Origin of the sequence: Agromyces sp. CCNWLW203 (assembly GCF_036576125.1) — a bacterium.
Classification (GTDB): Bacteria; Actinomycetota; Actinomycetes; order Actinomycetales; family Microbacteriaceae; genus Agromyces.
The window spans coordinates 105,822-119,806 of sequence record NZ_JAZHYX010000009.1 but is presented as its reverse complement, the minus strand read 5'-3'; the positions used below and the strand labels follow the sequence as shown (position 1 = coordinate 119,806).

At 70.1% G+C, this 13,985-nt stretch carries 9 protein-coding genes; 3 read left to right on the top strand and 6 right to left on the bottom strand.

All coding sequences use genetic code 11. The annotated features are described in order from the left end of the window. Window positions 1-129: 129 nt before the first annotated feature. Window positions 130-3,738: an alpha-L-fucosidase gene (locus VPH61_RS18325; RefSeq protein WP_332064953.1), complete on the top strand. Its 3,609-nt coding sequence runs from the start codon at window positions 130-132 to the stop codon at window positions 3,736-3,738. Between the two features lie 96 nt (window positions 3,739-3,834). Here VPH61_RS18325 and VPH61_RS18320 read toward each other — a convergent pair whose 3' ends face one another. The 3 genes from VPH61_RS18320 to VPH61_RS18310 all read right to left on the bottom strand — a co-directional run bounded on the left by VPH61_RS18320 (window position 3,835) and on the right by VPH61_RS18310 (window position 7,425). After that, the gene (locus VPH61_RS18320) at window positions 3,835-5,214 is read right to left on the bottom strand and encodes an MFS transporter (RefSeq protein ID WP_332064952.1); all 1,380 of its coding nucleotides are present in this window, start codon (window positions 5,212-5,214) and stop codon (window positions 3,835-3,837) included. Between the two features lie 60 nt (window positions 5,215-5,274). Continuing rightward, complete coding sequence (glpX, locus tag VPH61_RS18315) at window positions 5,275-6,276, bottom strand: class II fructose-bisphosphatase (RefSeq protein WP_332064951.1); 1,002 nt, start codon at window positions 6,274-6,276, stop codon at window positions 5,275-5,277. A gap of 144 nt (window positions 6,277-6,420) precedes the next feature. Then, entirely contained in the window at window positions 6,421-7,425 is a 1,005-nt protein-coding gene (locus VPH61_RS18310) for a fructose-bisphosphatase class II (RefSeq protein ID WP_332064950.1), read from the bottom strand. A 105-nt stretch (window positions 7,426-7,530) separates the two neighbouring features. Here VPH61_RS18310 and fbaA point away from each other — a divergent pair, with 105 nt between their 5' ends. Together fbaA and VPH61_RS18300 are read left to right on the top strand one after the other, a co-directional pair. After that, window positions 7,531-8,580 (top strand): class II fructose-bisphosphate aldolase, encoded by a 1,050-nt coding sequence (gene fbaA, locus VPH61_RS18305; RefSeq protein ID WP_332064949.1) that lies wholly within the window; start codon window positions 7,531-7,533, stop codon window positions 8,578-8,580. A 7-nt stretch (window positions 8,581-8,587) separates the two neighbouring features. Next, window positions 8,588-9,250, top strand: a complete 663-nt coding sequence (locus tag VPH61_RS18300) for a DUF6264 family protein (RefSeq protein WP_332064948.1) — start codon at window positions 8,588-8,590, stop codon at window positions 9,248-9,250. Between the two features lie 91 nt (window positions 9,251-9,341). Here the strand turns inward: VPH61_RS18300 and VPH61_RS18295 are convergent, their stop codons facing one another. From VPH61_RS18295 to VPH61_RS18285, 3 genes are read right to left on the bottom strand one after another with little or no spacing between them, the layout of a single operon-like run. Next, window positions 9,342-11,480, bottom strand: coding sequence for an ABC transporter ATP-binding protein (locus VPH61_RS18295; RefSeq protein ID WP_442879129.1), 2,139 nt, complete (start codon window positions 11,478-11,480; stop codon window positions 9,342-9,344). Continuing rightward, the gene (locus VPH61_RS18290; protein ID WP_332064947.1) at window positions 11,477-13,210 is read right to left on the bottom strand and encodes an ABC transporter ATP-binding protein; all 1,734 of its coding nucleotides are present in this window, start codon (window positions 13,208-13,210) and stop codon (window positions 11,477-11,479) included. Before VPH61_RS18290 ends, VPH61_RS18295 begins: the two co-directional genes overlap by 4 nt. Then, window positions 13,204-13,890, bottom strand: coding sequence for a TetR/AcrR family transcriptional regulator (locus VPH61_RS18285; protein ID WP_332064946.1), 687 nt, complete (start codon window positions 13,888-13,890; stop codon window positions 13,204-13,206). Before VPH61_RS18285 ends, VPH61_RS18290 begins: the two co-directional genes overlap by 7 nt. Between the last annotated feature and the right edge of the window lie 95 nt (window positions 13,891-13,985).

Here is a 13,985-nt window from a genome sequence, read left to right as displayed (position 1 = left end):
GATCAGCAGCCGCAGCTCAGCCCCAACCCTCCACTTTCTTTAGGTGGTTGTATGAAGATCGAATATCCAATACTCTGCGGGATGAACGCAGCCACGCTGCCACAACGAACCGATGGAGTGACGTTGATCATGCGACGAGCGACCCTTCCGGCACCACGACCCCGCACCTCGGCGAAACGGCCGCGTCGATTCCTCGCGATCGTCGCGGCCGTCGGCACGATCGTCGCCGGGCTCGCACCGGCGAGCATCGCCGCCGCGGCCCCGGGCGATGACCTCGACATCCGCTTCGGCGGTTCGCTCGTCGACACGACGGCGTACACGACGACCGAAGGCGAATCGATGCGCGGCACGGTGCGCCGCACCGCGGGCGGCGAAGAGCAACTGCCGGGCGGCGGCGTGCGGCTCGCCGGCGGCACCCAGGGCATCCGCTACGAGGCATCCGAGTTCGCGATCGGCGGCTCGACGCCGACGACCGGGTTCCTCGCCGAGGTCGAGTTCACGCCGACCGGCGTGCAGAGCGACATGGCGACGATCTTCTCTGCGGCGGGCAACCTCTTCGCCCGCGTGCAGGGCGGCAAGCTGGTCTACGGCTTCGAGTCGTACGACGGAACGAGCTGGTCATCGCACCGCACCGAGGCGCCGCTCCCGGCGGTCGGCGTGGCCCACCAGTTGTCGGTCCAGTACCTGCAGGGCGACTCGGGTGCTCAGATGCACCTCTGGCTCGACGGCGACGAGCTCGCGGCCGTCACGGCCGATGCTGCGGTCGGCGTCAGCGCCTCGGCGGTGAACGCGTTCGGGTTCGGTCATGAAGTTCACGCCTCCGGCGCGTCTCGCGGCCTGAAGGGCGACCTCGCCAAGGTGCGCGTTCTCGGCGACATCGCCGCCTACGACCCTGAGCTCTTCGAGTACCAGCCCGAGCCGATCACGACGAACCTGCTCGACCTGCGGTTCGACGGAACGACGGCGGCCTCGGCGTACACGCCGGCGACGGGTGAGCACCTCGACGGCACGCTCGCGCTTCGCAGCACCGCGACGATCGCCGGCGGCCTGCTGAACGTCGGCGGCGGCAATCAGGCCGCCGACTTCACGTCGACCGAGAACCTGTTCACCGGGGCATCCCTCGACCGCGCCTTCGTGGTGGAGACGGAGTTCACCGCCTCGGGCGCACAGGCGGACCTCGCGACGGTGGCCGCCGTCGGCGGCAACCTCACTGCTCGCTATCGTTCCGACGGTCTCCAGTACGGGTTCAGTGCCCTGATCAACGGCACCTGGCACGACTACCTCAGCAAGGTCGCCCTTCCGGCGAGCGGCCAGCCGCACATTCTCTCGCTCGCCTACGTGCCCGGTGCATCCGAGACGAGGGTCATCGCCTGGCTCGACGGCCGCGAACTGCCTGAGGTCGTCGGCGCGGCGCCCGCCACGCGCAATCAGGCGACGACGTCGACCCTCGCGCTCGGCAACGAGGTGCCCGCCATCGGCAACCGCGGATTCAAGGGGAGCATCGATCGCGCCCGATTCGCGCTCCTCGACGCCGCTTTCGACGGCACGGCATTCGACTACCAGGAGCTCGACGAGCCGATGCCGTGCGAGCCGCTCGGCGATCTGTCGCCGGCCAACTACATCCAGGTCACCTCGGCCGACTGCCCGGCGAACCTGCTCGCGAAGGCGGCACTCGTGCGCCCCACTGAGCAGCAGCTCGCGTGGCAGGAGCTCGGGCTCACGGCCTTCATCCACTTCGGCATCAACACCTTCTACAACCAGGAGTGGGGACACGGCACGGAGGATCTCTCGCGGTTCCAGCCCACCGGTGAGATCGACGTCGACGCCTGGGTGAAGTCCCTGCGCGACAGCGGCCACCGCATGGCGATCCTGACGCTCAAGCACCACGACGGCTTCCTGCTCTACCCCTCGCGCTACACCGACTACGACGTGGGCGCGACGCCGTGGAAGAACGGCGACGGAGACATCGTGCGCGAGTTCACGGATGCCGCGCGCAAGTACGGCATGAAGGTGGGGCTCTACATGTCGCCGGCCGACTCGCACGAGGAGCAGTTCGGCGTGTTCGGCAATGGCAGCGCGAAGACCCCGCGCACGATCCCGACCCTCGTCGAGGGCGACGATCGCGCTGGCACGGAGATGCCGACGTTCGAGTACTCGGCCACCGACTACGGCAGCTACTTCCTCAACACGCTCTACGAGGTGCTCACCGAGTACGGCCAGGTCGACGAGGTCTGGTTCGACGGCTCATCGGGCAACACCGGCAAGCAGGAGTTCTACGACTATCCGGCCTTCTACGACCTGATCTCGAACCTCCAGCCCAGTGCGGTCGTCGCCGTCGGCGGCCGCGATGTTCGCTGGGTCGGCAACGAACACGGCACCGCACGGCTCGATGAGTGGGCGCCCGTCGCGATCACCGACGCCGGCGACGGTGGCAAGATCGGCGCCGTCGATGGAGGGTCGTTCGAGCAGGTCGGTTCTGCGGCAGCCCTCGAGGCGGCCGTCGCGAGTGGGGCGAACGCCCTGCACTGGTGGCCCACCGAGTCCGACATGAAGCTGACTCAGGGCTGGTTCGCGCACCCGACCGACACGCCCAAGTCACCGTCGTCTCTGCTCGGCCACTACCTGAACACCACCGGGCGCAACTCGGTGATGCTGTTGAACACCCCGCCGACGACGACCGGGTCCTTCGCACCGGCATCCGTCACTGCACTCGACGGCTTCGCAACTGAACGCCGCAAGGCGTTCACGCGCGACCACGCGCTGGGTCTGCCGGTCTCGGTCGGCGACGCGACCTCTGCGGCGATCACCGACGGCGACACCCGCTCGTCGTGGCTGAGTGCGACGGCGGAGCCCGGCGAGGTGACGATCGATCTCGGCGCGCCGAAGGCCGTGCGCCGTATCCAACTCGGCGAGGGAGTGCTCGAACACGGCCAAGTCGTGGAGGCGTTCTCGATCGACGCCGAGGTCGACGGAGCCTGGGTCGAGGTGGCGAAGGCCGGCACGATCGGTGTCAGTCGCATCGTGACGCTGCCGAGCACCGTGACGGCCCAGAAGTTCCGTGTGTCGATCGACCAGGCGCGTGCGCCGTACTCGCTCGCCACGCTCGCGCTCTACGAACAGCTCGCCAGCGACCCCGGCAAGCTCGACGAGGTGCATCTCGACTGCTCGGCCGAGACCGCGGGCGACGGCACCGCGGAGCGCCCGTTCTCGTCGCTCGAGCAGTTCCGCACCGCGGAGCTCGCCGCCGGCGCGAGCGTGCACCTGGCATCGGGCACGAGCTGCGCCGACTCGACGACGCCGTTCTGGGGCTACGGCACCCCCGAGGCGCCGATCACGGTCTCGCTCACGGGCGGCGACGTCGCCCCGACTTTCGGCGACCGCACGGTCACCGATGTCTTCGGCGGGCTGGTCGACCAGGGCTGGGTCATCGACCTCCCCGAGCCCACCGGCCTCGAGGTGACGGCGGTCGCGGCGACGCGCTGCATCGCCGGCAAGGTCGTGGTCACGGTGCGCGCCGCCAACGGGGAGCAGGTTCCGGTGTCGATCGACATGGAGTCGCCGTACGGCAGCAAGTCGTTCGCCGAGGTCGCACCGGGCAAGAACGCCGTGCACGCGTTCTCCACGCGCACGGTCGCCGTGCCCGCCGGCACGGTCGAGCTCGCCGTGCAGGCCACGAAGGACGGTGGACCCGTCACCGCGGCGGTGAGCGCCGCCTACGACGCCGCCAGCTGCCAGTGACACCGAGGTCGGCGGCCTGCGACGCGCAGGCCGCTGACCTCGCCACCGTGAGGCCGGCCCTGCGACAGCGGGCGCCGGCCTCACGGCTGCAACGGGTCAGACCCGCGCGCCCGTCTCGCCGGGCGAGTCGCCGCGGTCGTGCGGCTCGTCGACCGGTGATTCGAATCCGGCCGCTGCCCCGGCACCGGTCACGGGTTCGGCATCGACCATCGCGTCGAGCGGATGCGCCAGCTCGTCTTTGCCGAGACGGGCGAGGGCCAGCGTGCCGATCGCGAGCACCGGCGACACGAGCCCGGCGATGAGGAAGGCCGGCGCGATGCCGATCCACTCCCCCACCGGGCCGGCGACGGCCATCGAGATCGGCATGAGGGCGAGCGAGACGAAGAAGTCGAGGCTCGACACCCGGCCGAGCATCGCCGGCGGCACGCGCCGCTGCAGCAACGTGCCCCACACGACGCTCGCCCCCGAGAAGAGCAGACCGCAGATGAACAGCGCGACGACCATCACCCAGAGCCACGAAGTGAACCCGATGATCGCGAGCGGGAGGCATCCGAAGCCCCAGGCCAGGATCATGAGCGTCAGGTACCGCCGTGGCAGTCGCATGGAGGCGACGGCGAGTGATCCGACGGCACCGCCGACGCCGAACGCGGCGAGCGCGAGGGCGAACGCACCGGCGCCGCCGCCCGTCTGGTCTTTCACGGCGAAGGGCAGCAGCACCTCGATCGGGCCCATGATGACGAAGACGAGCAGGATCGAGAAGATCAGCGTCGCGAGGAGCCACTTCGTGCGCAGCAGGTAGGCGAAGCCGTCGCGCAGGTCGACGAAGGTCTGGCGAACCGGATGCACCGGCGGCCCGTCGATCACCCGGCGCACGGGGGTCGTGCGCATCACGCCCAGCACCGCCGCCGCGACGACCTGCAGCCCCGCGATCACGGCGAAGGCGAGCCACGGCCCCTGCACGGCGATGAGGGCGCTCGCGACCGCAGGGCCGGCGGCGTTCATCACGGAGGGACGCAGCACCCCCTCGATGCCGTTGGCGGCGAGCAGTTGCCCCTCGGGCAGGATGGCGGGAAGCCACGCCGAGTAGGCCGGGTAGAAGAAGCCGTCGGCGAGGCCGAGCACGAACGAGAGCACGGCCAGGTGCCACACCTCGATCAGCCCGGTGGCGGCGAGCACGGCCGCGACCGAGAACGCGACGCCCCGCACGACCTCGACGGTGAGGAGGATGCGCCGCTGCGGGATGCGGTCGGCGGCGACGCCCCCGAAGAGCACCGCGAGCACGAGGCCGAGGCTCGAGCCGACGGCGACGAACGAGAGGTCGACGGGCGTGCCGCCGAGTTCGACGACCTGCCAGACGGCCGAGACGATCCACGCGCCGGCGCTCAGGAGCGACGCCGCGAGTGCTGCTGTCAGCAGCCGGTACTGGCGCGATCCGAAGGGTCGGAGGGCGCGCGGAAGTCGAGCGGCGGCAGTCACTCGTCCATCATGGCAACAGCCGCCGACACGAGCACGTGCGCGAGCACCAGCGCTCGAGCATCAGAGCACGTCGCCGACGAGCCACTTCTCGACGAGGTGGTCGGCCACGATGCGACGGATCGTGCCCGACTTGCCGCGCAGCACGATCGACTCGGTGCGCACGACGGGGCCCTTGCGGCGCACGCCGTCGAGCAGTTCGCCGTCGGTCACGCCGGTGGCGACGAAGAACGTGTTGTCGCCGCGCACGAGGTCGTCGAGTTCGTAGACCCGGTCGCAGTCGAGGCCGGCGGCCTCGCCGCGAGCGCGCTCCGCGTCGTCCTTCGGCGCGAGCACGCCCTGCATGAACCCGCCGAGCGCCTTGATCGCACAGGCGGTCGTGATGCCCTCGGGGCTGCCGCCGATGCCGACGCACATGTCGATGCGCGACTCGTAGCGAGCCGCGTTGATGCCGCCGGCGACGTCACCGTCGCTCATGAGGCGGGTGCCGGCGCCCGCCTCGCGGATGTCGGCGATGAGCTGCTCGTGGCGTTCGCGGTTCAGCACGGCGACGCGCAGCTCGCTGATGTCCTTGCCCTTCGCCGCGGCGAGCGCGCGCAGGTTCTCGCCGATGGGCTTCCGGATGTCGACGACCCCGATGCCCGAGGCATCCGTGACGATCTTGTCCATGTAGAAGACCGAGGAGGCGTCGAGCATCGTGCCGCGATCGGAGACGGCGATGACCGAAAGGGCGTTGTGACGACCGGCGGCCGTGAGCGAGGTGCCGTCGATCGGGTCGACCGCGATGTCGCACGCGGGGCCGCGACCGGTGCCGACGCGCTCGCCGTTGAAGAGCATGGGTGCGGCGTCCTTCTCGCCCTCGCCGATGACGACCACGCCCTCGAAGTCGACCGTGCCGAGGAACGCGCGCATCGCGTCGACCGCAGCGCCGTCGGCGCCGAGCTTGTCGCCCTTGCCGATCCACGGGTAGGAACGGATCGCCGCGGCCTCGGTGGCACGCACGAGTTCGATCGCGATGTTTCGGTCGGGGTGCAAGAACAGGCTTGCCGTATCGGTGCTCACCATCGAGGGTCCTCCCGGACGCTTGGGCGGCCGGCCAGTCGGGCGGCCATGGAACTTGCATCCAGCCTATGCAGCACGACCGCCGATCTCGCCCGAATTCAGGTCGACGGCGATGAAAGAATGTGCATTCTTAAGCCGGCGCTCGGTTCACCCCAGTCGCATCTCGGCGGCCTCGGCCTCGATGCCCGGCCCCGCATGCCAGGTGCTCACGAGCGCACCGCCGGGCACGGTCCGCACGCCGGGCAACACCACGCCGCCGGGTGCACACTCGGTCACGGCGCTGAGGAACACCCAGGCCGGCGCTCCGCAGAGACCGGTGAGCGTCCACACCCGAGCGAGGTCGAGACCGTCGGCGGCCACCCGTTCACGCTCGGCCGCCGACTGCGGCGCGAGCCGCGCCCACATCGAGCCGCCGAGCGCCCGCACGGCCGCTGCGGTCAGCACGCCCTCAGGCGCGCCGCCGATGCCCGAGACGAGGTCGAGCCCCGCGTCGCCGCCGGCCGCGCGGAGGCTCCGCTCCACGTCGCCGTGCACGAAGAGCTCGACGGATGCCCCTGCGGCCCGGGCTTCGGCGGCGAAGCCCTCGTTCCTCGGCCGCTCCTGCACGGCGACCCGTACTTCGGAAGCGGGCACGCCCCGTGCTGCGGCGATGCGGGCGACGAGTTCCCCGACAGATGCGCCGGCCGGGGCATTCGGAATCCACGTGACGTGCTTCTCGAGATAGTGGGCTGCACCGAGGGCTGCAAGTGCGCCTCGCGGCGCGACGGCGAGCACGGCCATCGCACCGGGCGCACCGGCCGCCGCGAGGCGGGTGCCGTCGACGGGGTCGACGGCGAGGTCGATGACGGGCGCGCGGCCGTCACCGCCGTCACCGCCGTCACCGCTCCCGCGGCCGAACCGCTCGCCGACGAAGAGCATCGGCGCCTCGTCCTTCTCCCCCTCGCCCACGACGACGACCCCGTCGACGTCGAGATCGCCGAGCGCCGCCCGCAGCGCCTGCACGGCGAGCGCGTCGATCGCGTGGCCGTCGCCCGAGCCGACGAGCGGCGATGCGGCGAGGGCGGCGAGGGCCGTGGCACGGCGGAAGCCGTCGACGAGCCCGAGTTCGGCGAGGCGAAGCTGATCGGTCTGGTCGGTCTGGTCGGTCGGCACGCGTCCATCCTGCCGTGCCGCGGGCGGCGCGGCATCCGACACCTGAGCACCCCTCGGCAAGTCGGTAGACTCGAGCCCAACCCCGTTGTCGTTCGAAGGAGCACCATGCCCATCGCCACCCCCGAGCAGTACGCCGAGATGCTGGACACCGCGAAGGCCAAGGGCTTCGCGTTCCCGGCTTTCAACGTCTCCTCCTCGCAGACGCTCAACGCGGTGCTGCAGGGCCTGACCGAGGCGGGCTCCGACGGCATCATCCAGGTCACCACCGGCGGCGCCGACTACTTCGCCGGCCATACCGTCAAGGCCCGCGCCACCGGTGCGCTCGCGTTCGCGCGCTTCGCCCACGAGGTCGCCAAGAACTACCCGATCACGGTCGCGCTGCACACCGACCACTGCCCGAAGCCTGCTCTCGCCGACTTCGTGTTCCCGCTCATCGAGGCCTCCGAGGCCGAGGTCAAGGCCGGTCGCAACCCGATCTTCCAGTCCCACATGTGGGACGGCTCGGCCGTGCCGCTCGACGAGAACCTCGAGATCGCGAAGGAGATCCTCCCCCGCATGAAGGCGATCAACGCCATCCTCGAGGTCGAGATCGGCGTCGTCGGCGGCGAGGAGGACGGCGTGGCGCACGAGGGCTCGAACGACGCCCTCTACACGACGCTCGACGACGCGATCGCGACCGTCGAGGCCCTCGGCCTCGGCGAGCAGGGCCGCTACATGGCCGCCCTCACCTTCGGCAACGTGCACGGCGTCTACGCGCCCGGCAACGTGAAGCTGCGCCCGTCCCTCCTGAAGGAGATCCAGGACGGCCTTGCGGCACGGTATGGAATTAAGGGCGCGAACGGTACGTCCGCGAAGCCCCTCGACCTCGTCTTCCACGGCGGCTCGGGCTCGACCGACGCCGAGATCGCCGAAGCCGTCGCGAACGGCGTCGTGAAGATGAACATCGACACCGACACGCAGTACGCGTACACGCGCGCCGTCGCCGACTACATGCTGAAGAACTACGACGGCGTGCTGAAGGTCGACGGCAGCGTCGGCAACAAGAAGCAGTACGACCCGCGCGCCTGGGGCAAGGTCGCCGAGACGGCCATGGCCGTTCGCGTCGGCGAGTCGACGCGTCAGCTCGGTTCCGCCGCGCAGTCGATCAGCGCGTAGGGCACGGATGTCGCAGCACGAGGCCGCTCGAACGCCCGACGAGTCGGGTAGCGCCGGCACGACGCACGGTGCGGCGGCGACCCCGCCCGCCGCGGCGGCGCCGCGCGATGAGCGGCCTCGTCCGCAATACGGCGAGTACGCCCCCGAGGGGTGGACGTGGACGCCGCCGGTCGATGAGCGCACCGCCGCCGCGAACGCCGAGCAGAACGCCGCAGCAGCAGCCATGTCGCCCGCGGCACCCGCGGCCGCCTCGCGATCCGGCGCTGACGGCAATGCCAGCGCCCACCCGATCGATCGCATGTGGACGATCACGCTGCTCGTCTTCGGCGTGTTCGGCGCGCTCTACAACAGCCTGTCGATCTTCCAGTTGCCGGCGACCGCGCTCGAGTCGGCGAAGCTGTCGGCATCGATGCTCGGCATCGACGCCCCGGCGGACTTCGTTCCCGGGCCCGCGGTGCCCACGTTCGTCTTCGTCGGCATCGCCCTGCAGCTCGCGCTGTGGATCGGGGCGCTCTTGTGGTCGCGGGCTCGCATGCGGGCCGGCCGCCTGGCCTGGTGGATCCCGCTGGTCGCGGGCGTCGCGGCGTTCATCGTCGTGGTCATCGTCGGCACGCTCGTCTTCGCGAGCGATCCCGAGTTCCTGCGGTCGCTGGCACCCACCGCCGCGTAGCTCGGCGGCGACGCCGCATCGAATCGAGAAGTCCGCCCTCCGAGCGCATCGGAGGGCGGACTTCGTCGTTTCGGGCGCTCGGCCCATCCGGTCAGCTCGCGGCGCCCTCCGGCACCGTCTCCATGCCGCCAGTGGCCGTGGTCGGGGCCGCGCCACCGGCATCGGCGTCGTCGACGAGCACCGCTGCGTCGACCGGTGCGGCGAACTGCGCCTCGTACAGTCGCGTGTAGGCGCCGCCGACCGCGAGCAGTTCGGAGTGGGTGCCCTGCTCCACGATGTGCCCGTCCTCCATCACGAGGATGAGGTCGGCGTCGCGGATCGTCGAGAGCCGGTGCGCGATCACGAAGCTCGTGCGGTCTTTCCGCAGGGCGTTCATGGCGTGCTGCAGCAGCAGCTCGGTGCGCGTGTCGACCGAGCTCGTCGCCTCGTCGAGGATGAGCACGGCCGGCTGCGCGAGGAACGCGCGGGCGATCGTGATGAGCTGCTTCTCACCGGCCGAGAGGTTCGACGCCTCGTCGTCGAGCACTGTGTCGTAGCCGTCGGGCAGCGTTCGCACGAAGCGGTCGACGTAGGTCGCCCGGGCCGCCTCGAGGATCTCGTCCTCCGAGGCATCCGGTCGCCCGTAGGCGATGTTCTCGCGGATCGTGCCCGTGAACAGCCAGGTGTCCTGCAGCACCATGCCCATTCGGCCGCGCAGCTCGTCGCGCGTCATTCGAGTGATGTCGACGCCGTCGAGGGTGATGCGGCCGGAGTCGAGCTCGTAGAAGCGCATGATGAGGTTCACGAGCGTCGTCTTGCCGGCGCCCGTGGGGCCGACGATCGCGATCGACTGCCCCGGTTCCGCGGTGAGCGAGAGGCCGTCGATGAGCGGCTTCTCGGGGTCGTAGCTGAACGACACGTCGTCGAAGACGAGGCGACCGGATGCCGCACCCTCGGTGTTGCTCGCGGGCGCCGCCGCCTCGGGCTCGACCGGATCGGGCACCTGCTCGTCGGCATCGAGCAGCTCGAAGACCCGCTCGGCACTCGCGACGCCCGACTGCAGGAGGTTCGCCATCGAGCCGAGCTGGCTGAGCGGCTGCGTGAACTGCCTCGAGTACTGGATGAAGGCCTGCACGTCGCCGAGGCTGATGCCGCCCGCGGCGACCATGAGCCCACCGACGACCGCGATCGCGACGTAGACGAGGTTGCCGACGAACATCATGGCGGGCATGATGATGCCGCTCACGAACTGCGCGCCGAAGCTCGCCTCGTAGAGCTGGTCGTTCTCGTCGTCGAAACCGCGCTCGACCTCGCGGCGACGGCCGAAGACGCGCACGAGGGCGTGGCCCGAGTACGCCTCCTCGATCTGCGCGTTGAGCGTGCCGGTGTGGGCCCACTGCGCGACGAAGAGCTTCTGCGAGCGCTTGGCGATGACCGTCGTGATGAGGATCGTGAGCGGGATCGTCACGAGCGCGATCGCGGCGAGCAGCGGCGAGATCACGAACATCATGACGAGCACGCCGATGACCGTCAGGAGCGAGGTCAGCAACTGGCTCATCGTCTGCTGCAGCGACTGCGAGACGTTGTCGATGTCGTTCGTGACGCGCGAGAGCAGCTCGCCGCGCTGCATCTTGTCGAAGTACGAGAGCGGCAGGCGGTGGAGCTTGTCCTCGACCTCCTGGCGCAGCCGGTAGACGGTGCGCTGGGTCACGCCGTTCAGCACGTAGCCCTGCGCCCAGCTGAAGAGCGAGGCGAGCACGTACAGCGCGAGCACCCAGATCAGCACCGTTGCGAGTGCGCTGAAGTCGATGCCCTGCCCGGGCACGAGGCTCATCGACGACACCATGTCGGCCTGCTGGGTGTCGCCCGAGGCGCGCAACTGGTCGACGACCTGCTGCTGCGTGGCGCCGGCGGGCATCTGCGACGAGAGGAAGCCCTCGAAGATGATGTTCGTCGCCTCGCCGAGGATCTTCGGGCCGAGCACCGAGAAGACGACGCTGACGACGCCGAGCAGCACCACGGCCGCCACGAGCGCCCGCTCGGGCTTCAGCCGGCGCAGCAGGCGCTTGGCCGACGGCCAGAAGTTCATCGACTTCTCGGCGGGCATGCCCATGCCGCCCATCGGGCCGCCGCCCATCGGGCCGCGCCGGGGCGGGCCGACCGGGCGAGCCGGAGCGGTCGAGGGTGTTGCAGCCGCCTGCGTGCCCTGCGACTCGGCGGGCTCCTGGGACTTTCCCTGCGACGCGCTCATGCCGCCTCCTCCACGCTCAGCTGGCTCTCGACGATCTCGGCGTACGCCTCGGAACTCGCCAGCAGTTCCTCATGGGTGCCCTGCGCCGTGATGCGGCCGTCTTCGACGACGAGGATCTTGTCGGCGCCGACGATCGTGGCGACGCGCTGGGCGACGACGATCATCGTGGCCTCCGACACCGTGCGTGACAGCGCCGCCCGCAGGCGTGCGTCGGTCGCCGTGTCGAGGGCCGAGAACGAGTCGTCGAAGAGGTAGATCGGCGGTCGTTTCGCGAGGGCCCTGGCGATCGACAGTCGTTGTCGCTGCCCGCCCGAGACGTTCGTGCCGCCCTGGGCGATGGGCGCATCGAGCTGACCCGGCATCGCGGCGACGAAGTCGCGCGCCTGTGCGGTCTCGAGCACGCTCCAGAGCTCGGCGTCGCTCGCGTCGGGGTCGCCGTAGCGCAGCGTCGAGCCGACGGTGCCGGCGAAGAGATAGGGCTTCTGGGGCACGAGGGCGAGCTGGGCGCCGAGCACCTCGGGGTCGAGTTCGCGCACGTCGACGCCGCCGACGAGCACGGTGCCGCCCGTCGCGTCGAACAGGCGCGCGACGAGGTTGACGATGGTCGTCTTTCCCGAGCCGGTGGCACCGATGATCGCCGTGACCTGCCCGGGTTCGGCCACGAAGTTCAGGTCGTGCAGCACGGGTTCCTCTGCGCCGGGGTACGCGAAGTCGACGCCGCGGAATTCCACGGTGCCGGGCGCCGTGAGCGCGAAGACCGGCTGCTCGGGATCGACGACGCTCGACGACGTCTCGAGCACCTCGCCGATGCGGCCGGCCGAGACAGCTGCGCGGGGCAGCAGGAATGCGATCATCGTCGCCATCATGACCGCCATGAGGATCTGGATGAGGTAGCTGAGGAACGCGGTGAGGGAGCCGATCTGCATCGAGCCGTCTTCGACGCGGTAGGCGCCGAACCAGAGCACCGCGATGCTCGAGACGTTCAGCACGAGCATGACGACCGGGAAGACGAGCGCGAAGAGGCGCCCCGCCTTCAGCGCGGTGTCGGTGAGCGCGTCGTTGGCCTCGTCGAAGCGCTCGCTCTCGACGCCCTCGCGCACGAAGGCCCGGATGACGCGGATGCCGGTGAGCTGCTCCCTGAGCACCCGGTTCACGCCGTCGATGCGCTTCTGCATCGACTGGAAGAGCGGCACCATGCGGCTGATGATGAGCCCGACCGAGACGAGCAGCACGGGTACCGCGACGACCATGATCCACGAGAGGGCGAGGTCTTCGCGAAGCGCCATGATCACGCCGCCGATCGCGAGGATCGGCGCGGACACCAGGATGGTGCACGACATGAGCACGAGCATCTGCACCTGCTGCACGTCGTTCGTCGATCGCGTGATGAGGCTCGGCGCGCCGAAGCGCGAGACCTCCTGCTCCGAGAAGTCGGCGACCTTGCGGAACACGGCGACGCGGAGATCCCGGCCGAACGCCATCGCCGCCTTCGCGCCGAAGTAGACCGCGGCGATGGCGCACGCCACCTGGGCGAGCGTGATGGCGAGCATCACCCCGCCCGTCGAGATGATGAAGCCGGTGTCGCCCGTGGCGACACCGTCGTCGATGATGTCGGCGTTCAGCGTCGGCAGATACAGCGAGGCGATCGACTGCGCGAGCTGGAACACGACGACGCCGAGGAGCAGAGCCCAGTACGGCCGGAGATGCCGGCGCAGCAGTTTCATCAACATGGTGTGGTTCCCATCGGGCTGGTCGAGATGGTCGGGGCGGTCGGGACGATCGGTTCGGCGATCGCATCGACAGCCGGAGCAGCGGATGCCGCGTGCGCAGACTCGCCCGCCTGCGCCGCGATGCCGTGCACGATGAGGTGCGCGAGCTCGCCGGTGTCGAGTCCGATGGTCGGGGCGAACTGCGGCATGGCCGACGAGAACGCGACGAGCCGCACGAACTTGAAGACCTGGGCGGGCGGCACGCGCAGCGCCTCGAGGTCGGGGGCGAGCAGTTCGTCGAAGATGCCCGTGAGGATCTCGAGGTTCTGCGCCGGCGGGCGGGGCCGGCCGCCGAGAGCCGCGAAGACCCCGAAGATGCCGCTGAACCGGTCGAGGAATCGGGCGAGCACGAGTTCGACCTTCAGCTCGAGCGGCAACGACGGGTCGATGCTGCGGAGCGCCGCACGGAACGGCTCGGGGTCGAGGTAGTGCTCGACCGCCGCGTCGATGATCGCCTCCTTGTCGTCGAACACGCGGAACAGCGTGCCCTCGGCGACACCGGATGCCTCGGCGATCTGCCGCGTCGTGACGTCGCGGCCGTGGGCGATGAGCAGCGGCAGGGTCGCGTGCGCGATCGCCGATCGCCGCTCCTCGACGGGCATCGGCCTCGCGCGCGTCGTTCGCTCGGTGGTCGAGATCATGCGGGCGATATTACGCGGAGTGAGCGCTCACTCCATCACCGGGAGCACCAGAATCCGCCGTCGACGAGCGAAGTTCGCCGATGGCGGAACGCGTG